Origin of the sequence: Streptomyces sp. YPW6 (genome assembly GCF_018866325.1) — a bacterium.
Taxonomy (GTDB): domain Bacteria; phylum Actinomycetota; class Actinomycetes; order Streptomycetales; family Streptomycetaceae; genus Streptomyces.
Genome location: NZ_CP076457.1, coordinates 2,717,654 through 2,738,765, shown reverse-complemented (window position 1 = coordinate 2,738,765; position 21,112 = coordinate 2,717,654). Strand labels below are relative to the sequence as shown.

18 protein-coding genes and 1 pseudogene are annotated in these 21,112 nt (G+C 73.5%); 15 read left to right on the top strand and 4 right to left on the bottom strand.

Annotation, left to right across the window (positions count from 1 at the left end; translation table 11 throughout):
* Nucleotides 1–133: 133 nt before the first annotated feature.
* From purN to KME66_RS11820, 3 genes are all read left to right on the top strand, one after another.
* The gene (gene purN, locus KME66_RS11830) at nucleotides 134–790 is read left to right on the top strand and encodes a phosphoribosylglycinamide formyltransferase (protein ID WP_073227623.1); all 657 of its coding nucleotides are present in this window, start codon (nucleotides 134–136) and stop codon (nucleotides 788–790) included.
* Nucleotides 777–2,330 carry a bifunctional phosphoribosylaminoimidazolecarboxamide formyltransferase/IMP cyclohydrolase gene (gene purH / locus KME66_RS11825; RefSeq protein ID WP_216321736.1) on the top strand — a complete coding sequence of 518 codons (1,554 nt, stop codon included), beginning with the start codon at nucleotides 777–779 and terminating at the stop codon, nucleotides 2,328–2,330. Before purN ends, purH begins: the two co-directional genes overlap by 14 nt.
* A 132-nt stretch (nucleotides 2,331–2,462) precedes the next feature.
* Nucleotides 2,463–4,007, top strand: coding sequence for a DUF2079 domain-containing protein (locus KME66_RS11820; RefSeq protein ID WP_073227617.1), 1,545 nt, complete (start codon nucleotides 2,463–2,465; stop codon nucleotides 4,005–4,007).
* Between the two features lie 105 nt (nucleotides 4,008–4,112).
* Here KME66_RS11820 and KME66_RS11815 read toward each other — a convergent pair whose 3' ends face one another.
* Entirely contained in the window at nucleotides 4,113–4,736 is a 624-nt protein-coding gene (locus KME66_RS11815) for an RDD family protein (protein WP_073227614.1), read from the bottom strand.
* A 222-nt stretch (nucleotides 4,737–4,958) separates the two neighbouring features.
* Here KME66_RS11815 and KME66_RS11810 point away from each other — a divergent pair, with 222 nt between their 5' ends.
* The 7 genes and pseudogenes from KME66_RS11810 (at nucleotide 4,959) to KME66_RS11780 (ending at nucleotide 13,309) form a co-directional block, all read left to right on the top strand.
* Nucleotides 4,959–5,840 (top strand): bifunctional methylenetetrahydrofolate dehydrogenase/methenyltetrahydrofolate cyclohydrolase, encoded by an 882-nt coding sequence (locus KME66_RS11810; RefSeq protein WP_073227610.1) that lies wholly within the window; start codon nucleotides 4,959–4,961, stop codon nucleotides 5,838–5,840.
* A 617-nt stretch (nucleotides 5,841–6,457) separates the two neighbouring features.
* Nucleotides 6,458–6,862: pseudogene (locus KME66_RS33905) on the top strand (DUF3017 domain-containing protein); the annotation flags it as partial.
* Between the two features lie 569 nt (nucleotides 6,863–7,431).
* Nucleotides 7,432–8,622, top strand: a complete 1,191-nt coding sequence (locus KME66_RS11800) for an XRE family transcriptional regulator (RefSeq protein WP_216321730.1) — start codon at nucleotides 7,432–7,434, stop codon at nucleotides 8,620–8,622.
* Between the two features lie 216 nt (nucleotides 8,623–8,838).
* Nucleotides 8,839–9,828 carry a malate dehydrogenase gene (locus KME66_RS11795; RefSeq protein WP_216321727.1) on the top strand — a complete coding sequence of 330 codons (990 nt, stop codon included), beginning with the start codon at nucleotides 8,839–8,841 and terminating at the stop codon, nucleotides 9,826–9,828.
* 221 nt (nucleotides 9,829–10,049) lie between these two features.
* Nucleotides 10,050–11,912 (top strand): hypothetical protein, encoded by a 1,863-nt coding sequence (locus KME66_RS11790; protein ID WP_216321724.1) that lies wholly within the window; start codon nucleotides 10,050–10,052, stop codon nucleotides 11,910–11,912.
* Nucleotides 11,909–12,316: a hypothetical protein gene (locus KME66_RS11785; protein WP_216321721.1), complete on the top strand. Its 408-nt coding sequence runs from the start codon at nucleotides 11,909–11,911 to the stop codon at nucleotides 12,314–12,316. The genes KME66_RS11790 and KME66_RS11785 overlap by 4 nt, the downstream gene beginning before the upstream one ends.
* A gap of 3 nt (nucleotides 12,317–12,319) precedes the next feature.
* Nucleotides 12,320–13,309: a photosystem II reaction center PsbP family protein gene (locus KME66_RS11780; protein ID WP_216321717.1), complete on the top strand. Its 990-nt coding sequence runs from the start codon at nucleotides 12,320–12,322 to the stop codon at nucleotides 13,307–13,309.
* A gap of 22 nt (nucleotides 13,310–13,331) precedes the next feature.
* Here the strand turns inward: KME66_RS11780 and KME66_RS11775 are convergent, their stop codons facing one another.
* Nucleotides 13,332–13,847, bottom strand: coding sequence for a carboxymuconolactone decarboxylase family protein (locus tag KME66_RS11775; protein ID WP_216321702.1), 516 nt, complete (start codon nucleotides 13,845–13,847; stop codon nucleotides 13,332–13,334).
* 47 nt (nucleotides 13,848–13,894) lie between these two features.
* Here KME66_RS11775 and KME66_RS11770 point away from each other — a divergent pair, with 47 nt between their 5' ends.
* The 3 genes from KME66_RS11770 (at nucleotide 13,895) to KME66_RS11760 (ending at nucleotide 16,952) form a co-directional block, all read left to right on the top strand.
* Nucleotides 13,895–15,295 carry a PLP-dependent aminotransferase family protein gene (locus KME66_RS11770; RefSeq protein ID WP_216321699.1) on the top strand — a complete coding sequence of 467 codons (1,401 nt, stop codon included), beginning with the start codon at nucleotides 13,895–13,897 and terminating at the stop codon, nucleotides 15,293–15,295.
* A gap of 158 nt (nucleotides 15,296–15,453) precedes the next feature.
* The gene (locus KME66_RS11765; protein ID WP_216321696.1) at nucleotides 15,454–15,759 is read left to right on the top strand and encodes a hypothetical protein; all 306 of its coding nucleotides are present in this window, start codon (nucleotides 15,454–15,456) and stop codon (nucleotides 15,757–15,759) included.
* A gap of 5 nt (nucleotides 15,760–15,764) precedes the next feature.
* On the top strand, nucleotides 15,765–16,952 hold the full coding sequence (locus KME66_RS11760) for a glutathionylspermidine synthase family protein (protein WP_216321693.1): 1,188 nt from the start codon (nucleotides 15,765–15,767) through the stop codon (nucleotides 16,950–16,952).
* Nucleotides 16,953–17,089: 137 nt separating this feature from the next.
* Here KME66_RS11760 and rocD read toward each other — a convergent pair whose 3' ends face one another.
* The gene (gene rocD, locus KME66_RS11755; RefSeq protein ID WP_216321690.1) at nucleotides 17,090–18,298 is read right to left on the bottom strand and encodes an ornithine--oxo-acid transaminase; all 1,209 of its coding nucleotides are present in this window, start codon (nucleotides 18,296–18,298) and stop codon (nucleotides 17,090–17,092) included.
* Nucleotides 18,299–18,535: 237 nt separating this feature from the next.
* Here rocD and trpS point away from each other — a divergent pair, with 237 nt between their 5' ends.
* On the top strand, nucleotides 18,536–19,603 hold the full coding sequence (gene trpS, locus KME66_RS11750; RefSeq protein ID WP_358716019.1) for a tryptophan--tRNA ligase: 1,068 nt from the start codon (nucleotides 18,536–18,538) through the stop codon (nucleotides 19,601–19,603).
* 121 nt (nucleotides 19,604–19,724) lie between these two features.
* Nucleotides 19,725–20,327, top strand: a complete 603-nt coding sequence (locus tag KME66_RS11745) for a 2'-5' RNA ligase family protein (protein WP_073227583.1) — start codon at nucleotides 19,725–19,727, stop codon at nucleotides 20,325–20,327.
* Nucleotides 20,328–20,351: 24 nt separating this feature from the next.
* Here KME66_RS11745 and KME66_RS11740 read toward each other — a convergent pair whose 3' ends face one another.
* Complete coding sequence (locus tag KME66_RS11740) at nucleotides 20,352–21,107, bottom strand: decaprenylphospho-beta-D-erythro-pentofuranosid-2-ulose 2-reductase (protein ID WP_073227580.1); 756 nt, start codon at nucleotides 21,105–21,107, stop codon at nucleotides 20,352–20,354.
* Nucleotides 21,108–21,112 lie beyond the last annotated feature (5 nt).

Here is a 21,112-nt window from a genome sequence, read left to right as displayed (position 1 = left end):
CGGTATCGTTGCTGACGGTCGGCCCGTTCGTAGGGTTCCCCGTATCGGGCGAGGCGATTGCTTCGTACGACCCTACAAAGAGCATGCCGCACCTGCGTCACCACGCGGTCATCACGTGAGAAAGGGCCCCGACGTGGCCTCCCCGCCCACCCCCGCCCCTCCTGCCCGGCTGGTCGTCCTGGTCTCCGGATCCGGTACGAATCTCCAGGCGCTCCTCGACGCCATCGGCGACGACCCCGAGGGGTACGGGGCGCGGATCGTCGCGGTCGGCGCGGACCGCTTCGGGACCGGGGGTGCGGAGCGCGCGGAGCGGGCCGGAATCCCCACGTTCGTGTGCCGGGTCAAGGACCACGCGAGCCGCGCCGAGTGGGACGAGGCGCTCGCCGCACAGGTCGCCGCGCACCGTCCCGACCTGGTCGTCTCGGCCGGTTTCATGAAGATCGTCGGCCCGGCGTTCCTCGCCGCCTTCGGCGGCCGGACCGTCAACACCCACCCCGCCCTGCTGCCCAGCTTCCCCGGCGCCCACGGAGTGCGCGACGCACTCGCGTACGGCGTCAAGGTCACGGGCTGCACCGTCCACTTCGTCGACGACGGTGTCGACACCGGTCCGATCATCGCGCAGGGCGTGGTCGAGGTGACCGAGGAGGACACCCCGGAGGGCGAAGCCGCCCTTCACGAACGCATCAAGGAAGTCGAGCGCTCGCTGCTCGTCGAGGCCGTGGGGCGGATCGCCCGTGACGGCCATCGCATTGAGGGACGAAAGGTTCATCTCGGTCATGTCGGTGAATAAGCCCATCCGCCGCGCCCTGGTCAGTGTCTACGACAAGACGGGGCTCGAAGACCTCGCCCGCGGTCTGCACGAGGCGGGCGTCGAGCTCGTCTCCACCGGCTCCACCGCCGGGAAGATCGCCGCCGCCGGAGTCCCCGTCACCAAGGTCGAGGAGCTCACCGGCTTCCCCGAGTGCCTCGACGGCCGCGTCAAGACCCTGCACCCCCGCGTCCACGCGGGCATCCTCGCCGACCTCCGGCTGGACGCGCACCGCGAGCAGCTCGCCGAGCTGGGCGTCGAGCCCTTCGACCTGGTCGTGGTGAACCTCTACCCGTTCAAGGCGACGGTCGCCTCGGGCGCCTCCGACGACGAGTGCGTCGAGCAGATCGACATCGGCGGCCCCTCGATGGTCCGCGCCGCCGCCAAGAACCACCCGTCGGTGGCCGTCGTCACGAGCCCCGAGCGGTACGCGGACGTCCTTGCGGCCGTGAAGGCGGGCGGCTTCGACCTCACCGCCCGCAAGCGGCTGGCCGCCGAGGCGTTCCAGCACACCGCCGCCTACGACGTGGCCGTCGCCTCCTGGTTCGCGGACGGCTACGCGGCCGCCGACGACTCGGGCCTCCCGGAGTTCCTGGGCGACACCTTCGCCCGCAAGAACGTCCTGCGCTACGGCGAGAACCCGCACCAGCCCGCCGCGCTCTACACCTCCGGCGACGGCGGCCTCGCCGAGGCCGAGCAGCTGCACGGCAAGGAGATGTCCTACAACAACTACACGGACACCGACGCCGCCCGCCGCGCCGCGTACGACCACGCCGAGCCCTGCGTCGCGATCATCAAGCACGCCAACCCGTGCGGGATCGCGACCGGCGCCGACGTCGCCGAGGCCCACCGCAAGGCGCACGCCTGCGACCCGCTCTCCGCGTTCGGCGGCGTCATCGCCGTCAACCGCCCGGTGACGGTCGAGCTGGCCGAGCAGGTCGCGGAGATCTTCACCGAGGTCATCGTCGCCCCGGCCTACGAGGACGGCGCCGTGGAGGCGCTCGCCCGCAAGAAGAACATCCGCGTGCTGCGCGCCCCCGAGGCCCCCACCGCCGCGTTCGAGGTCAAGCCGATCGACGGCGGCGCCCTGCTCCAGGCCGCCGACCGGCTCCAGGCCGACGGCGACGACCCCGCGAACTGGACGCTGGCCACCGGCGACGCGCTCTCCGAGGCCGAGTTGAAGGAGCTGTCCTTCGCCTGGAAGGCGTGCCGCGCGGTCAAGTCCAACGCGATCCTGCTCGCCAAGGACGGCGCGTCGGTCGGCGTCGGCATGGGCCAGGTCAACCGGGTCGACTCCGCCAAGCTCGCCGTCGAGCGGGCGGGTGCGGAGCGGGCCGCCGGTGCGTACGCCGCGTCCGACGCGTTCTTCCCGTTCCCCGACGGCCTGGAGATCCTCACGGCCGCCGGGATCAAGGCCGTCGTCCAGCCCGGCGGATCCGTCCGCGACGAGCTGGTGATCGAGGCCGCGCGGAAGGCGGGCGTGACCATGTACCTCACGGGAACGCGCCACTTCTTCCACTGACCGCTCCGGCGTCCGGCGGCGGCCGCACCCCTGGCCGGGGAGTGCGGCCGCCGCCGTGTCCGTCGTACGGGATCGGCTCGCCGCTCTGTTCTAATGACACGGCCGTAGCAATCCCCAGCAGGGACGGTCACCGTGCTTGAGCTGAACAAGAGTGGAACGGACCGGTCCGAGCCGGGACGCCTGCCCGCCCAGGACCAGGGACCCGACCCCGCCCCGGACCCCCGCCCGGCCGACGCCTCCCCGAGCACGGGCCCGGCCGCCTCCGCCGACCGCGTCCCCCTGCGCCCGTACCTCATCGCCGGCGCCGTCCTGTGCGCGCTCTACTTCCTCTACGCGTACTTCCAGTACGCCCGCTTCGGCTCGCCCTCCTGGGACCTGGGGATCTTCGAGCAGGAGGTCCGGGCGTACGCCGGGTTCGACGCGCCGATCGTCGACATCAAGGGCCCCGGCTATCTGATCCTCGGCGACCACTTCTCCCCGATCGTGGCGCTGCTCGCCCCGCTGTACTGGATCTGGCCGTCCGCCGCGTCCCTGCTCTTCGCCCAGGCCGCACTGTTCGCGCTGGGCACGGTCGTCGTCGGCCGCACCACCCAGCAGCTCCTCGGCGGGCGTTCCGGGCTCTGCGCCACCGTCGCCTGCGGACTCTCCTGGGGCATCCAGGAGGCGGTGAAGGCGGACTTCCACGAGATCGCGTTCGCCGTACCGCTGCTGGCCCTCGTCTGCCGGGCCCTGCTCCTGAAGCGGTACACGGCCGCCCTGCTCTGGTCGCTCCCGCTCGTCCTGGTCAAGGAGGACCTCGGCGCGACCGTCGCCGTCGTCGGCTTCCTGCTCTTCGTGTACGGCCGCCGCCTCCAGGGCGCGCTGCTCGCCGCCTTCGGGGTCGCCGCCTTCGTCGTCACCCTCGTCGTCCTCATCCCGGCGGCCAGCAGCGCCGGCCGCTACGACTACTGGACGAAGATCGACAAGAACGGCGAGCAGGACGTCTCGATGCTCGACTCCGTCCTCGGCGTCCTCGACTCCTCCGTCAAGATCGAGATGCTGGTCTTCCTGATCGGCATCACCGCGTTCATGGCGCTGCGTTCACCGCTGACGCTGCTGATCGTCCCGACGCTCGGCTGGCGGCTGCTCTCGCAGGACAGCAACCACTGGGGCATGGTCTGGCACTACAGCGCGATCCTCATGCCGGTGCTCTTCCTCGCGCTGGCCGACGGCGTCCGCCGCAGCCGCGGATCGCGCCGCCCCTGGCTCGCCTCGTACGCCGAGGTGGCCGTGCCCGTCGCCGCCGCGATCGCCGTCACGATGACCCAGCACCTGCCGCTGCGCGATCTGCTGCGCCCGGAGACCTACCGCACCGACGACGCCCGCAGCCAGGCGGCCCGTGCGGCGCTGGACGCCATCCCGGCCGGATCGCGGGTCGAGACCGACATCACGCTGATGGCCCACCTCACCTCCGACCGCACCGTCTACTGGGTCGGCGGAGCCCCGGGCACCGCACCCGACATCGTCGCCATCAACCTGGACTTCGGCTGGTCCCGCCCGATCCAGGACCCGGTGGCGTACGCCGAACAGCTCCACCCGGAGGCGCGCTACCGGCTCAAGCACCGGGGCGGCAGCTTCGTGGTGATGGAGCGCACGACACCGGAGCCGGCCGACATCCCGGGCGTACGCGACGGCTGAGCGGGGACCGCACGTGCGGCGAACCGCACGGACACGCCGCGAGGGCCGCACCCCGTGATCGGGTGCGGCCCTCGCGGCGTGTCCGGAAGGGTCCGGGACGGAGCGTCAGTTGGCCTTGACGACCACGGACGAGCAGACCTTGTCCGCGAACGTCTGCTTCTTCTGGTCCCACAGCGGCCACAGCCACCCGATGTAGCAGGCGAGGCTGTCCAGGAAGTGGGCCAGGCGGCGGACGAAGGCCATGCCGAAGCCGAGCGGGCGGCCGTCGGCCTCGCGCAGCAGGCGGATGCCTACGGCCTTCTTGCCGATCGTCTGGCCGGTGGTGCCCTCCTGGTACAGCTGCCAGATGGCGAGACCGACCAGCGCGACGAAGCCGAGCAGGGCGAAGACCGCACCCCCGGAGTCGCCCATGGCCCCGCCGATGCCGCCGAGGACGAGGTAGGGGACACCGACGACGAGGCCGTCGATGATCAGTCCGCCCGCGCGCAGACCCCAGTGGGCCAGCTCCGGCATGCCGCCGCCGTAGCCGGGCTGCTGGGCGCCGTAACCCGGCTGCTGCGGGTAGGCCCCGTACGGCTGGCCGGGCTGCTGGGGGTAGCCGTAGCCCTGCTGCGGGACGCCCTGCGGAGCCTGCTGCGGGTAGCCGTATCCGGGCTGTCCCTGCGGCGGTCCCTGGGGAGGCTGGCCGGGCTGCTGCCCGTACGGGTTGTTCGGGTCGCCGAAGCTCATAAGGGGTGTTCCTTCAACAGACGTGTGGGGACGAGACAGGCCACACGGAGGAAGGACGACGATCAGCGGCCCACCCCCCCGTACAACCGCGTCCCTCATCGTTATGAGCGGGACCCTCGTTTGTCCAGTCCGGGGCCCGGGACGTTGTGCAAGTGCAATGTCCCTCGCGGGCCTGCCACCGGCAATTGGTATGCGGGCGGGGTCATCCGCGAGGATGGCCCCATGACTGCCCAGATTCTCGATGGCAAGGCCACCGCTGCCGCGATCAAATCCGATCTGACCGTCCGTGTGGCGGCCCTCAAGGCCCAGGGGATCACTCCCGGCCTCGGAACCCTGCTCGTCGGGGACGACCCGGGCAGCCGGTGGTACGTCAACGGCAAGCACCGTGACTGCGCCCAGGTCGGTATCGGCTCGATCCAGCGTGAACTCCCCGACACCGCCACCCAGGAGGAGATCGAGGACGTCGTCCGGGAGCTGAACGCCAACCCGGAGTGCACCGGCTACATCGTCCAGCTGCCGCTGCCCAAGGGCATCGACACCAACCGGGTCCTGGAGCTGATGGACCCGGCGAAGGACGCCGACGGGCTGCACCCGATGAGCCTCGGCCGCCTCGTCCTCAACGAGACCGGCCCGCTGCCCTGCACCCCGCAGGGCGTCGTCCAGCTCCTGCGCGCGCACGGGGTCGAGATCAACGGGGCGCACGTCGTGGTCGTCGGACGCGGCGTCACCATCGGCCGGTCGATCCCGCTGCTGCTGACCCGCAAGTCGGAGAACGCCACGGTGACCCAGTGCCACACCGGCACCCGGGACCTCTCCTCGCATCTGCGCCAGGCCGACATCATCGTCGCCGCCGCCGGGGTGCAGCACCTGATCAAGCCCGAGGACGTGAAGCCGGGCGCGGCCGTGCTCGACGTCGGCGTCAGCCGGGACGCGGACGGCAAGATCGTCGGCGACGTGCACCCGGGGGTCCGCGAGGTGGCCGCCTGGGTCGCCCCGAACCCCGGGGGCGTCGGCCCGATGACCCGCGCGCAGCTGCTGGTCAACGTGGTCGAGGCGGCCGAGCGGACCGCCGCCGAGGCCGCCGACGCCGCCGCCGCGGGCTGACGGCCGGATCCGGAGGGAACCCCATGGGTGCTGGCAGGAGTCCGGCCGACCCCGCCCCGGCGGACCGGACGACGGACGAGCCGGAGGGTCCGGACCGGGCTGACGGAACGGGCGGGCCGGGTGAGCCCGCCGCGCGGGCCGAGAGCCCTTCCGGCGCCGCCGCTTCCGGCGCGGGTGCCTCCGCCGAGGGCGGCGCGGACACCGGGGCCGCTTCAGGCGCTGCGGGCGGAACCGGCCCGGGAGGCAGGACCGAGGACGGCGCGGCCGCTCCGGGCGCGGGCGGCGCGGACAGCGAGGCCGAGTCCGGAGCCGGGGCCGGGGCGACCGACGCGGCTCCGGCGACCGACGCGGTCACGGCGTCCGACGGTCCCGGGACCACCGACGAGCCCGGGACCACCGATGGGCCGGGGTCGGCCGGTGGGCCCGCGACGGCCGATGGGCCGACGACGGCCGACGCGCCCGCGTCGACCGGTGGTCCTGCGACAGCCGACGGGCCGGGGGCGACCGGAGGCCCTGCGGCGACAGACGGCCCCGCGACGACCGACGGGCCTGGGGCGACCGGCGCGCCCGCGTCGACCGACGGGTCGGTGACGGCCGACGCGCCCGCGACGACCACGCGGCCCCGCAGGTCCCGGCGGTTCCCGCGCTTCACCCGGGACACCGCCCGGCCCGAGGGCGGCGGCCGGGCGGCGCCCGGTGACTCGCCCGCCCCGGCCCGGCAGTGGCCGCTGCTCACCGTGCTCTGCGCGGCGGGCCTCGGCCTGCTCGTCGTGGTCCTGGACCCGTTCGACCAGGCGTTCCGCGTCGGCACCATCCTGATCGGCGGCGCGCTGATCACCGGTGCCGTGCTGCGCTGGGTGGTGCCCTCGGTCGGAATGCTGGCGGTACGGTCCCGCTTCACCGACCTCGTCACGTACGGGGTGATGGGCACCCTGATCGTGCTGCTCGCCCTGGTCGCCCAGCCCAGGCCGTGGCTCGACATCCCGATCCTGGAGGACGCGGTCCGCTTCACGATCCGCTGAAGCCCGGCGTGTCCGGCGGGCTCCGGCCCGCGGCCCGTCCGGACCGGGCCCGCCGTGTCCGTGGCCACCGGGCCCGTGGTGTCCGTCCCCACCCCCGAGGGGGGACGGACACCACGGCGGAACGGGGCCTGCCGGGGAAGCCCCGGGAGGCGGCCGGACGGGCGGCCCTGCCCCGTCCTGACTCCAGCGTCATGGACATGAAAGACGGGAACAAGTGTTCACTGTGGCCTGTGGCACGGAAGTGACCATTCCGGCACGGTGTGATCGCCGCGCAACGATGGCAGACTGTCACGGCACACCGAGCGGCACGGAGCGGGCGGAACAGCGGCCGGGCAAGGAACGGCGCGGTGTCCGAGGCGCGTGAAGACGCGCACCCGGCCCCGAATGCTCCCGTGCGCCCCCTCGTCAGGAACTGACACCCTGGATTCGCGCATCCCCGTGGGTAGTCCGGTTGACGGTCCGGAACGGGCCGTCGGCGGACCGACCGGGGGGATGTGCGGGCCGGAGGACCGGTCGCAGCGGGGTACAGCAAGCACGTCCGGGGGACACGAGGGGGGAAGGGAAACGCCATGCCTCGTTGGAAGGCACTGCCCGAAGAGCTCGACCCGCAGATCAGGGAGTTCGCCAGCCAGCTGCGCCGGCTCGTCGACCGCAGCGGGCTGAACATCAACGCCGTGGCCGACCGCACGGGTTACAGCAAGACGTCCTGGGAGCGGTATCTCAACGGGCGGCTGCTCGCCCCGCGCGGGGCCGTCGTGGCGCTCGCCGAGGTGACGGGCACCCCGCAGCACCACCTCACGACCATGTGGGAGCTGGCGGAGCGGGCCTGGAGCCGGGCCGAGATGCGCCACGACATGACGATGGAGGCCATCCGCATCACGCAGGCCCGTGCCGCGCTCGGCGAGCTCGGCACGACAGCCCCCGGCGCTCCGGCGGGCGGCCGGCCCTCCGGGGGCGGCCGGTACGAGGCGTCCGGTTCCGGCGCGCGGGTCCCCGCCGCAGCGGGTCCGGCCGGTCAGGGCGCCCCGCCCCGTGACGCCCGCGGCGGGGGACCCTACGGCGGAGGGGCCCACGAACCCGCCGACGACGACACACGCCGGCTCATCGTCCCCACCCAGCGCGGCACCGCACCGCGCCCCTCCCCCCACCAGGACCGGCCGTACGACGGTGTTCCGCAGCAGGGCGGGCCGCGACCGGAGCCGGACCCGGCGGAGAACGCCGGCGCCGGCCGGAAGGCGGGCGGCACCGGGCCGGGCAACGCTCCCGGAGGCCGCCGCACGGGCCTCATGCTCGCCGTCGGCGCCGTCGGCGCGCTGATCGTCGTGGTCAGCGCCTTGCTGCTCGCACCGGGCGGCGACGACGCGGCCGAGGCCACCCCGCCCCCGTCGGCGACCCCCACCACGAAGGCTCCCGAGCTGCCCGTGGGTGTCGAGTGCAGCGGTGCGGACTGCTCCGGGCAGGACCCCGAGGCGATGGGCTGCGGCGGCGAGTTCGCCCGTACGGTGGCCAGCGCGGTCGTCGGCGGCAGCAAGGTCGAGGTCCGCTACAGCGAGGTCTGCTCCGCCGCCTGGGCCCGCCTCACCGAGGCGGCGATCGGGGACACCGTGCGCATCACCGCGGGCGCCGGCCCCCAGAACGGCGAGGTCATGGGGGACACCGACGCGTACACCCCGATGGTGGCGGTGAAGAAGGCCTCCGACGCGAAGGCCTGCGCCACACTCACCTCCGGCACCGAGGGCTGCACCGGGCCCGGCGCGTGACGGGCGAGACGGTCACACACCGCACGCGCGTGCGGTGTGTGACCGTCTGTGCGCGGTGCCACAGGGGGGCGGGCGGTCCGGCCCGGCCGGGTCCGATAGCCTGACCGCTGGATATCTCTTCACGTCAAGATTCGTCGGGGCGCGGGGGACGTCCAGCAAGAGGGTCCGGCACCAGGGGCCGGGACCCCCACCGCCAGCTGTCTAACGGAGACCGCCATGACCCGCACTCCCGTGAATGTCACCGTGACCGGCGCAGCCGGCCAGATCGGCTACGCGCTGCTCTTCCGCATCGCCTCCGGCCACCTGCTCGGCCCGGACGTGCCGGTCAACCTTCGCCTCCTGGAGATCCCCCAGGGCCTCAAGGCCGCTGAGGGCACCGCCATGGAGCTCGACGACTGCGCCTTCCCGCTGCTGCGCGGCATCGAGATCACCGACGACCCGAACGTCGGCTTCGCCGGCGCGAACGTCGCCCTGCTCGTCGGCGCCCGCCCGCGCACCAAGGGCATGGAGCGCGGCGACCTGCTCGCCGCCAACGGCGGCATCTTCAAGCCGCAGGGCAAGGCCATCAACGACCACGCCGCGGACGACATCAAGGTCCTCGTCGTCGGCAACCCGGCCAACACCAACGCGCTCATCGCGCAGGCCGCCGCCCCGGACGTACCGGCCGAGCGTTTCACCGCGATGACCCGCCTGGACCACAACCGCGCGATCTCGCAGCTGGCCGCCAAGACCGGCGCCGCCGTCTCCGACATCAAGAAGCTGACGATCTGGGGCAACCACTCGGCCACCCAGTACCCGGACATCTTCCACGCGGAGATCGCCGGCAAGAACGCCGCCGAGGTCGTCAACGACGAGGTGTGGCTGGCCGACACCTTCATCCCGACCGTCGCCAAGCGCGGCGCCGCGATCATCGAGGCCCGTGGCGCGTCCTCCGCCGCCTCGGCCGCGAACGCCGCCATCGACCACGTGCACACCTGGGTCAACGGCACCGCCGAGGGCGACTGGACCTCGATGGGCATCCCGTCGGACGGCTCCTACGGCGTCCCCGAGGGCATCATCTCCTCCTTCCCGGTCACCACGAAGGACGGGAAGTACGAGATCGTCCAGGGTCTGGACATCAACGAGTTCTCCCGCACGCGCATCGACGCGTCGGTCAAGGAGCTCACCGAGGAGCGCGACGCGGTCCGCGAGCTCGGCCTCATCTGAGCGAGCCCGCACCCGCGGTACACCGAGCGCCCCCGGCAGCACCCGCTGCCGGGGGCGCTCGCGCGTTCCTGCCCACCTCCGCGCCGGGCGGGACCTGGCCGAGAATCCCCTCGCCTGTGGGCTCTCTCCTCACATATGTTGGCCCCTTTCGATCTTCGGCCCACCCCTCTCCGTTCGGCTGGGTACCGTGATCAGCGCCGAGTACCGGGGGATGAGGAGCCGTGACCGACAACGCCGTGCCGCGGCCGTCGCAGGGCCAGGACGATCTGCTCGGGAAGCCGCCCGTGCACCCCGCCGCGAGCGAGGCGAGCCGACTGCTGTGCGCCGGGGTCCATCTGCACGACGGCTACCGGGACGCGGTGATCGAGCAGCTGTACGTCCAGGAGCAGCGCCTCATCGCCCCGTCGGCGGGCTTCGACGCCGCCCGGGTCCTCGCCCACGCCCTGCGCGCCCGCCGTACCCAGCTGGGGTGGGCCGCGGGCATCCTGGCGGCCTGGCTGCTCGGCGCCGTCCTCTCCGGGGGCATCGTCGCCGCGATGTTCTTCCCCGGGGTGCTGCTGGCCCTCGCACCCTGGGTCCGCGGCCCGGCGGGCGAACCCCCGGTGTACCGGCGGGTGCTCGCCTTCCTGATGCGCTGGTACGGGCGTATCTCGCTGGTCCTCATCGGGTTCCTGGTGCTCGGCAGCGCGGTTCTCGGCCTGTTCGAGGACGATTCCGAACCGTACGGCTCCTTCGGCGCCTCCACCTCGTACGACCCCTATGGCCCCGGGTTCTCCGGTTCCGGCGGGTTCGGCGACAGCCTGCCGGACGCCTCCGACGTGGGTGTCTCGCTGCTCACGGGCAGCGTCTCCGACGGGTCCGGCGCGGGGTCCGCCTGGGTGGCGCTCTTCTTCCTCGCCGTCATCGCGGGCCTGGTCGGGCTCCAGCGGGGGCAGTTCGCCAAGCTGATGGCCCGGGAGCTGTCCCGGAAGAGCTTCCCCGACCTCGCGGCCGACCCGGCCGAACGCGGTCCGGGCGAGCGCTTCCGGCGGCTCCAGCGGCGCATCCGGCTGGAGCAGCACGCCCCGCTCGTCCTGTATGCGGAGGAGAACCCGTTCTGCGGCGCGGGAACGCCCTACCGACCCTGGAACCTCGCCGTGGAGCTCCGGCCCCGTGAGGGCGCCCCGGCCGAGCCGCTCGACAACGCCCGGATCCTGCGCCGGATCGTGCCCCTGCTGGAGGCGCTGCGGGTGCCCTCCCCGCACGGCTCCCCCGAAGGCGCGGCCGCCGTCCGGGACCGGCTGCGCGAGCTGGTGGTCGACGAGTGCGTCTTCCTGCCGGCGGCGGGCCTGCCCCGGCGGGTGGACGCCCCTTATGGACCCGGCGCGTTCGAGCAGCACCGGGGCCGCGCCGTCGAGGAGGGCGGCGAGGGCCGACGGCACTTCCTGCGCATCCGGGTCGGCGGCTGGAGCGAGCAGGTCGTCGTCACCGTCTTCGTCCGGGTGCACACCCAGGGCGGGATGCTGATGCTGGAGGTCGCCCCGCACGTCCTGAAGCCGGTGCACACGTTGTTCCGTGAGGCCGACCGGGCCGCCCACCGGCACCGCAACAACAACGCGTTCGGCAAGGCGGTCTGGGCGCTGACCCGTACCCCCGCCTCGGCGGTGCACGCGCTCGTCGTCCTGGGCCGGGGTGCGGCGAGCGCCTGGAAGCTGCTCACGGCCGGGAACGCCGGTGCGCTGGCCGAAGGCCCCGCGTTCTCCGTCCGGGAGCTGGGCGCCGACGACGCGGCGTCGCTCTTCCAGGACATGGATGTCGACCGGTATCTCCAGAGCATCGAGGACCGGGTGAACGGCGGCGTCCGGCTCGCCCTGCGCGAAGCCGGCTACGAGACCGACGAGTTCGAGCAGAAGACCGTCCACATCGGTGCGGGCGGTGTGTTCATCGAGTCCGCGAAGGACAGTGCGATCGGCATCGGCGACCACAACGACATCCGGCGCTCCGGTCCGGCCGCCCCGGCCGGTCCCGGTACGAGGAAGAGCCCCGGCTCGGGGCGGAGTCCGGGCGCAGCCCCGGACCGGAAGCCGAGAAGAGGAGAGACATGACCCCCGGACCCAGCCCGGCACCCCTCCCGGGGCCGGCCCCCGACGAGCGCCCCGGGCCTGCCGTGCACATCGGCTCGGTGACCGGTAGTGCCTTCGCCGTCGGCGACCACAACACCGTCACCCAGCACCAGCACGCCGGGCCCGCCGACGCGACCCAGGCCGAACTGCTGCGGGCCGTGCGGGAACTGCGCGCCGACCTCGCCCGGTTCGTGACCACCGACACCACTCAGGCCCTCGACGCGGAGCTGGTCTCGGTGTCGGACGAGATCGAGACGGCGGGCGCCGCGGAGCCGGGCCGTCTGGCCCGCCTCCAGAGGGCGCTCGACGCCGCCGGCGCTCTCACCGGAACTCTGGCGTCCGGCGTGGCCGTGGCCGAGGCGCTGTCCGCGCTGCTGGGAGGCTGACCGATGGCCGGGGGAGGGGTGCGCTGGAACGACGAGTCCCAGAGTTGGGAGACGGACGAGCCGCGCGCCGACGGACCGCCGCCGCCCGTGGCCGCCCCGGTGGTGCCGCCCGTGCCCCCGGTGCCGCCGACGGCCCCGGTGCCCCCGGGGGCCCACCCGAACGCGCAGAACACGGCCCCCGGCCCGTACGCGCAGACCACCACCCCCGGCCCGTCCGCGCGGAGCGGCGCCGATGCCCCGGAGCCGTACGACAGCCCCACCGGTGTCCACGGGCCCCCGCCCGCCGCCAGGACGTCGCGGCAGCGGCTCGTGCCGGTGGCCGCCGGGCTCGCGGTGGCCGTCCTCGCCGCTGGTGCGGCGGCGCTGTGGTCCACCCTGGCGGACGGGGACGACGGTGGCCGGGACGGCGCACGGGGACAGTCGGCGAGTGCTCCGGCCGACGGGGCCGCGGACCCGGCAGCTCCGGAGCCGGGAGCCGAGGGCACCGACCCCACCGGCGGATCCCCGTCCGATGCGGCCGCCACCCCGGACGGCTCACCGCCGCCGGGGTACGTCGCCCTGGACGACGCGGAGGGCTTCCGGATCGCGGTCCCCGAGAAGTGGGAGGAACGCTCGGCGGAGACCGGCGGGGTGTTCTACCGGACCACCGGCGGTGCCGAGCTGATCCAGGTGTTCCGGGTGGCCGAGCCCGGGGCCACCGCCCTGGGCTCGGTCCGCCGGGCCTCCGACGAGCGCAGCGGAGCTCCCGGTTTCGAGGAGGTCGGCATCGGCCCCGTCGACAACCCGGAGGGTGGCGAGGCGGCCGAGCTGGTGTACGCGTACGACCACGAGGAGTCCGGCGACCGCCGCCGGGTCGTGGAGCGGGTCTTCACCGCGTCGGACGACCGCCTCTACGCGGTGCTGGTCGCCGCTCCCGAGAGCGACTGGCCGCGCCACGAGGAGATCCTCGACGTCGCCGTGTCGCACTTCGACCCGTACGGCCGCCCGTTCTGACGGCCGCCCGGCCGCCTCGCCGTCAGCTCTTGAAGTCGCCCGGCGTGTAGTGGCCGGGGGCCAGCCGGCCCGTCACGCCGAAGCGGTTCCAGGCGTTGATCACGGTGATCGCCGCGATCAGCTGGGCCAGCTCGGTCTCCTCGAAGTGCTCGGAGGCCGCCGCGTACACCTCGTCCGGGACGAAGCCGTCGGTGAGCACGGTCACCGCCTCGGTCAGCGCGAGCGCCGACAGCTCCTTCTCCGTGTAGAAGTGCCGCGACTCCCGCCAGGCGCTCAGCTGGATGATCCGCTCGGCGGACTCGCCCGCCGCGAGCGCGTCCTTGCTGTGCATGTCCAGGCAGAACGCGCACTGGTTGAGCTGTGAGGCGCGGATCTTCACCAGCTCGACCAGGACGGGGTCCAGGCCCTGGCGGGCGGCGATGTCGAGCCGGACCATCGCCTTGTAGACGTCGGGGAGCAACTGCGAGACGGAGATCCGCTGCGGCTCCTCGGGGGCGAGGTCGGCGGGGGCGTGGTGGTGTGCGTGCGTGGTGGTCATGACGATGACGCTACGGCCCTGATGGCCCGCCGGTATGGTCCATTGCCATGACGGATTCCTGGGCCACTTTCGGCGCGGACCTGCACCTGGAGCCGGTCGGCCAGGGGCTGCGCAGCGGGCTGATGGCGGCGCTGCGGGAGGCGGTGCGCACCGGCCGCCTCGCCCCCGGCACCCGGCTGCCGTCCTCCCGGGCGCTCGCCGCCGACCTGGGCGTCGCCCGCAACACGGTCGCCGACGCCTACGCCGAACTGGTCGCCGAGGGCTGGCTCACCGCTCGCCAGGGCTCCGGCACCCGGGTCGCCCAGCGGGCCGTGCCGCGCCGCACGGACCCGGCGGCGGCCCCCGCCCGGCCGGTCCGGCCCGGGGCCGGGTACGACCTGAAGCCCGGCACGCCCGACCTGTCCGCCTTCCCGCGCACCGCCTGGCTGAAGGCCGCCCGCAAGGCGCTCACCGCCGCGCCCGACGAGGTCTTCGGCTACGGCGACCCGCAGGGCCGCGCCGAACTGCGCACCGTGCTGGCGGAGTACCTGGCGCGGGCCCGCGGGGTGTACGCCGACCCGGAGTGCATCGTGATCTGCGCCGGCTTCGCCCACGGCCTGGCGCTGCTGGGCCGGGTGCTGCGCCGCCGGCGGGTCCGGGAGGTCGCCGTCGAGTCGTACGGCCTCGACTTCCACACCGGCCTCCTCACCGACGCCGGGCTGCGCATTCCGTGCCTGCCGCTGGACGAGCGCGGCTCCCGGACCGGCGACCTGGCCGCGCTGCGCGGAGCCGGGGCCGTTCTGCTGACCCCGGCGCACCAGTTCCCCACCGGCGTACCGCTGCACCCGGACCGGCGGGCCGCCGCCGTCGACTGGGCCCGGTCCACCGGCGGACTGATCCTGGAGGATGACTACGACGGGGAGTTCCGGTACGACCGGCAGCCGGTGGGCGCGCTCCAGGGCCTCGACCCGGAACGGGTGGTGTATCTCGGCACCGCCAGCAAGTCGCTGGCCCCGGGACTGCGCCTGGGCTGGATGGTGCTGCCCCGGCACCTGACCGCCGAGGTGGTGGCGGCCACGAGCGTGGCCGACCGGGTCTGCGGCTCGCCCGACCAGCTGACCCTCGCGGAGTTCATCGGCTCGGGGGCGTACGACCGGCACGTGCGCTCCATGCGGCTGCGCTACCGCCGCCGGCGTGACCAGCTCGTCGCGGCGCTCGCGGACCGCGCGCCGGGCATCGAGGTCAGCGGGATCGCGGCCGGACTGCACGCGGTCCTCGAACTCCCCGCGGGCGCCGAGCGTTCGGTGATCCAGGCGGCGGCCTTCCAGGGCCTGGCGCTGGAGGGCCTGTCCCGCTACCGCCACCCGGACGCCCCGGCCACCCGCGACGCCCTGGTCATCGGCTACGGCTCACCCTCCGAGAGCGCCTGGGCGGGCGCGCTGGACGCCCTGTGCCGGGTGCTGCCGTAGGAACCCGGCGGGGGCCTCCGCCGGGACCTCCGCGGAACCCCCGGCGGAACGCAGGTTTCGAAGCGGCCGCGCGTCGAACTAGTCTGACAAGAGGTCCGGTTGTGCGGTGCGCGCACGAGAAGCCGGATCCGATCGCGCATCACGGGGGAGAAACGAACATGGCCGGACGAAGGCTGAGGTCGAGCACGGTCGTGCTCGGCGGCATGGGGCTGCTCGCCCTGACGATCACGTCCTGCGGCTCGGAGCCGGACAAGCGCTGCGCCGACCGCACCACCCGCGAGCCCCTGCCCAGCTCCGAGTGCCGCGGCGGCAGCGGCGGCTCGGGCGGTTCCGGCGGCGGCCGGGGCGCGTACTACTACGGCGGCAGCACCAGCAGTTACGACGGCAAGGTGCAGGGCGGCAGCTTCGACAAGTCCGCGGTCGACCGCGGCGGCTTCGGCTGCTCTAGGTCCGGCGGGGGCTGAGCGGGATGGAGCGCCGCACGATCGAGCCGCGCCCCGGCTGGCAGGAGACCGTCGAGTCGCAGGGCGTCGTCTACCCGCTCACCCGCTACCCGGACGACTCGCTCCGGCCGTACTGGGACGAGAGCGCCTACTACGTCTTCTCGCTGCCCGAGGTCGAGGCGCTGGAGGAGGTCGTCGAGGAGCTGCACACGATGAGCCTGGCCGCCGCCGCGCACATCGTCGAGCACGACCGGTTCGCCGACCTCGGCATCACCGAACCGCGACTGGCCGGGCTCGTCGCCGAGTCCTGGCGCCGCCGCGCCGAACTGCCCTCCGTGTACGGGCGGTTCGACCTGCGGTACGACGGGAGTGGCCCGGCGAAGCTGCTGGAGTACAACGCCGACACCCCGACCTCGCTGGTGGAGGCGGCGAGCGCGCAGTGGTTCTGGATGGAGGACCGGTTCCCCGGGGCCGACCAGTGGAACTCCCTGCACGAGCGGCTCGTCGACGCCTGGAAGCGGCAGGCGCCCCTGCTCCCGCCGGGCCCGCTGCACTTCGCCCACTCCGACGGCGACGAGATCGGCGAGGACCTGATGACGGTCGCGTACCTGCGCGAGACCGCCGACCAGGCGGGCCTGGAGACGCACGCGCTGTCCGTCGAGGAGATCGGCTGGGACCGGCTGTCGGGCCGGTTCGTCGACGACCGGCTGCGGTTCATCCGCAGCTGCTTCAAGCTCTACCCCTGGGAGTGGCTGGCCACGGACCGCTTCGGCCCGCAGGTGCTGGACACCCTCGACAACGGCGGCGGCTCCGGCACCACCTGCTGGATCGAGCCCGCCTGGAAGATGCTGCTCTCCAACAAGGCGCTGCTGGCGATCCTCTGGGAGCTGTATCCCGGTCACCCGAACCTGCTGCCCGCCTATCTCGACGGCCCCCGCGAGCTGGCCGGACCCGGCGGTGCGGGGTACGCCTCCAAGCCGCTGCTGGGCCGCGAGGGAGCCGGGGTCGACCTGCACGGCCCCGGCTCCCCGCCCGTCCCGCGCGACGAGCCGTGCTGCTACCAGGAGCTGGCCCCGCTGCCCGGGATCGACGGCAACCGGGTGGTGCTCGGCGCGTGGACCGTCGAGGACGAGGCGGCGGGGCTCGGCATCCGGGAGTCGGCGGGGCCGGTCACGGACGAGTACGCCCGCTTCCTGCCCCACGTCATCCTCTGAGACCCGCCGCGTCCGCAGGGTCCGCCGCCGCACCGCCGCACCGCCGCACCGCCGCACCGCCGCACCGCCGCACCGCCGCACCGCTGCACCGCCGTCTGCCGGGCGGCGGTGCGGCGGCGCAGGGCCGACGGCGGGCCCTACCGGGCGCTCAGCACCGTGCGCAGCCGGTCCAGGCCCCAGTCCAGGTCCTCCTTGGAGATCACCAGCGGCGGTGCGATCCGGATCGTCGAGCCGTGGGTGTCCTTCACCAGCACCCCCTGCTCCATCAGCTTCTCCGAGATCTCCCGGCCGGTGCCCAGCGCCGGAGCGATGTCCACCCCCGCCCACAGCCCCCGGCCGCGTACCGCCTCCACCGCGCCGCCTCCCGTCAGCAGGCCCAGCTCCCGGTGCAGATGGTCGCCCAGCTCGGCCGCCCGCTGCTGGTACTCGCCGGTCCGCAGCATCGCCACCACCTCCAGGGCCACCGCGCAGGCCAGCGGGTTGCCGCCGAAGGTCGAGCCGTGCTCGCCGGGCCGGAACACCCCCAGCACGTCCGCCGACGAGACCACCGCGGAGACCGGCACGACCCCGCCGCCCAGCGCCTTGCCCAGCACGTACATGTCCGGCACCACGCCCTCGTGGTCCAGCGCGAACGTCTTCCCGGTCCGGCCCAGTCCCGACTGGATCTCGTCCGCGATGAACAGCACGTTCCGCTCGCTGGTCAGCTCCCGTACGCCGGGGAGATAGCCGGCCGGCGGCACCAGCACGCCCGCCTCGCCCTGGATCGGCTCGATCAGCACCGCCACGGTGTTCTCGGTCATCGCCTCCCGCATCGCGGTGAGGTCCCCGTACGGCACGATCTCGAAGCCCGGGGTGTACGGACCGAAGTCGGCCCGCGCCTCCGGGTCGGTGGAGAAGCTGACGATCGTCGTCGTACGGCCGTGGAAGTTGTCCGAGGCCACGATGATCTTCGCCATGCCGTCCGGTACGCCCTTGACCCGGTAGCCCCACTTGCGGGCGGTCTTCACCGCGGTCTCCACGGCCTCCGCCCCGGTGTTCATCGGCAGCACCGCCTCCATGCCGCAGAGCTCCGCCAGCTCTGCGCAGAAGTCGGCGAACCGGTCGTGGTAGAAGGCCCGGGACGTCAGCGTGACGCGGTCCAGCTGGGCCTTGGCCGCGTCGATGAGACGGCGGTTGCCATGGCCGAAATTGAGCGCCGAGTATCCGGCGAGCATGTCGAGGTAGCGGCGGCCCTCGACATCGGTCATCCAGGCACCGTCGGCCGAGGCCACGACGACCGGCAGCGGGTGGTAGTTGTGCGCGCTGTGCGCCTCGGCGGAGGCGATGGCGGTTTCCGTGGTCGACACGGGATCTCCGTTCGTCGTGCGGCTGGGCGGCGGGTGGTGCCCACTTTGTATCGTCGGCCGGGACCCGCGCCGGGAAACCTTCATCCGGCGGCGTGCCCGCCGTCGCACGCCGGGCGCGCCGGAATGCGGGGTTCGTCCCAGCCGTGCGCTCCCGTGCTCCGGGACCGTGCGATGACGCGCCCTGCCCGCCCCGCACCGGCTGCCGGAGATGACCCGGGCACCTGAGACAATGGGCCCATGGCCTCTGATCGCCCTTCGCTCCCCACCGACCAGCCGCAGACGGGCCGCACCGGTGCGGCCGCCCGCCCGCGCGTGCTCTCCGGGATCCAGCCCACCGCAGGCTCGTTCCACCTCGGCAACTACCTGGGCGCGGTGCGCCAGTGGGTGGCGCTGCAGGAGAGCCACGACGCCTTCTACATGGTCGTGGACCTGCACGCGATCACGGTCCCGCAGGACCCCGCCGAGCTGCGGGCCAACACCCGGCTCGCGGTGGCGCAGCTGCTGGCGGCCGGCCTGGACCCGGAGCGCTGCACGCTGTTCGTCCAGAGCCACGTGCCCGAGCACGCCCAGCTCGGCTGGGTGATGAACTGCCTCACCGGCTTCGGCGAGGCCTCCCGGATGACGCAGTTCAAGGACAAGTCCGCCAAGCAGGGCGCCGACCGGGCCACCGTCGGCCTCTTCACCTACCCGGTGCTCCAGGTCGCCGACATCCTGCTCTACCAGGCCAACCAGGTCCCGGTGGGCGAGGACCAGCGCCAGCACATCGAGCTGACCCGCGACCTCGCCGAGCGTTTCAACGGCCGGTACGGCCCGACGTTCACCGTCCCCGCGCCGTACATCCTCAAGGAGACGGCGAAGATCTTCGACCTCCAGGACCCGGCGGTGAAGATGAGCAAGTCGGCCTCCACGCCGAAGGGCCTCATCAACCTCCTCGACGACCCGAAGGTCACCGCCAAGAAGGTGAAGAGCGCGGTCACCGACACCGACACGGTGATCCGGTACGACGCCGAGAAGAAGCCCGGCGTCAGCAACCTGCTCTCGATCCTCTCCACCCTCTCGGGCAGCCCGGTGGAGGAGCTGGAGCGCGGTTACGAGGGCAAGGGCTACGGCGCGCTGAAGACGGACCTGGCCGAGGCCATGGTGGAATTCGTCACTCCGTTCCGGTCCCGCACCCAGGAATATCTGGACGACCCGGAGACGCTGGACTCCATCCTGGCCAAGGGAGCAGAGAAGGCCAGGGCCGTCGCCGCGGAGACGCTGGCGCAGACGTACGACCGGATGGGCTTCCTGCCCGCGAAGCACTGAGTCCAAGGACCCTGGCGAGATCGTGGCCGCAGGGGCCACACTGGCGGCGGAACGCGCGGGCCGGGCACCCGGCCCGCGCGGCATGACCGAAAACCGACCATCGACGACGGAGGAGTACGACGTGGGGACCGTAACGCTCGGCGTTTCGATCGCGGTCCCGGAGCCCTGCGGCAGCTTCCTCCAGGAGCGCCGCGCCAGCTTCGGGGACCCTGCCGCCTACGGCATTCCCACCCACGTCACCCTGCTCCCGCCGACGGAGGCGGACGCGGCGGACCTGCCCGCGATCGAGGCGCATCTCGAAACGATCGCCACAGCCGGCCGGCCGTTCCCGATGCGGCTCTCCGGCACCGGCACGTTCCGCCCGCTGTCGCCCGTCGTCTTCGTGCAGGTCGTCGCGGGCGCCTCGGCCTGCTCCTGGCTCCAGAAGCGGGTCCGGGACGCCTCCGGGCCCCTGGTCCGCGAGCTCCAGTTCCCGTACCACCCGCACGTCACCGTGGCCCACGGCATCTCCGAGGAGGCCATGGACCGGGCCTACGCGGAGCTCGCCGACTACGAGGCCGCCTGGACCTGCGGTTCCTTCGCGCTGTACGAGCAGGGCCCCGACGCCGTCTGGCGCAAGCTCCGCGACTTCCCGTTCGGCGGAGGCGGCGGCGCGCCCGCCGTCCCCGCCCAGAGCGGCTACACCATCGAGGCGTCCTCGCCGGCCCCGTCGCTCCGGCCCTGAGCGCCCCTCCGCGGCCCGGGGAGCTCAGACCGGCAGCCGCCGGAACAGCGGGCGCGGCACGTGCCGCAGCGCCGCCATCACCACCCGCAGCGAACCGGGCACCCACACGGTCTCCGAGCGCCGCCGCAGCCCCGTGACGATCGCCTCCGCGACCTCCTCGGGCCCGGTCGCGAGCGGCTGCTCCGGCAGTCCCGCCGTCGCCCGGGTCCGGACGAACCCGGGCCGGACCACCATCACCTGCACCCCGGTCCCCTGGAGGGCGTCGCCGAGCCCCTGGGCGAACGCGTCGAGCCCCGCCTTGCTGGAGCCGTAGATGAAGTCCGCGCGCCGGGCGCGCTCCCCGGCCACCGAGGACAGCACCACCAGCGAACCGTGCCCCTGCGCCTGGAGTGCGCCCGCGCACACCAGCCCGGCGGAGACCGCCCCCGTGTAGTTGGTCTGGGCGACCCGGACGGCGGCCATCGGTTCCTCCTCGTCCCGCGCCTGATCGCCGAGGACCCCGAACGCCATCAGCACCACGTCGACATCGCCCTCCGCGAAGACCTTGCCGAGGGTGACCTCGTGCGAGTCCGGGTCCAGCGCGTCGAAGTCGACGGTGCGGACGTCGGCCCCGCGCCCGCGCAGTTCGGCGGCGGCCGCGTCCAGGGCGGGGGAGGGCCGCCCGGCCAGCCAGACCCGGCGCGTACGCAGGGCGATCAGCCGGCGCGCGGTGGCCAGGGCGATCTCCGACGTGCCGCCGAGGACGAGCAGGGACTGCGGGGCGCCGAAGGCATCCTTCACGGAAA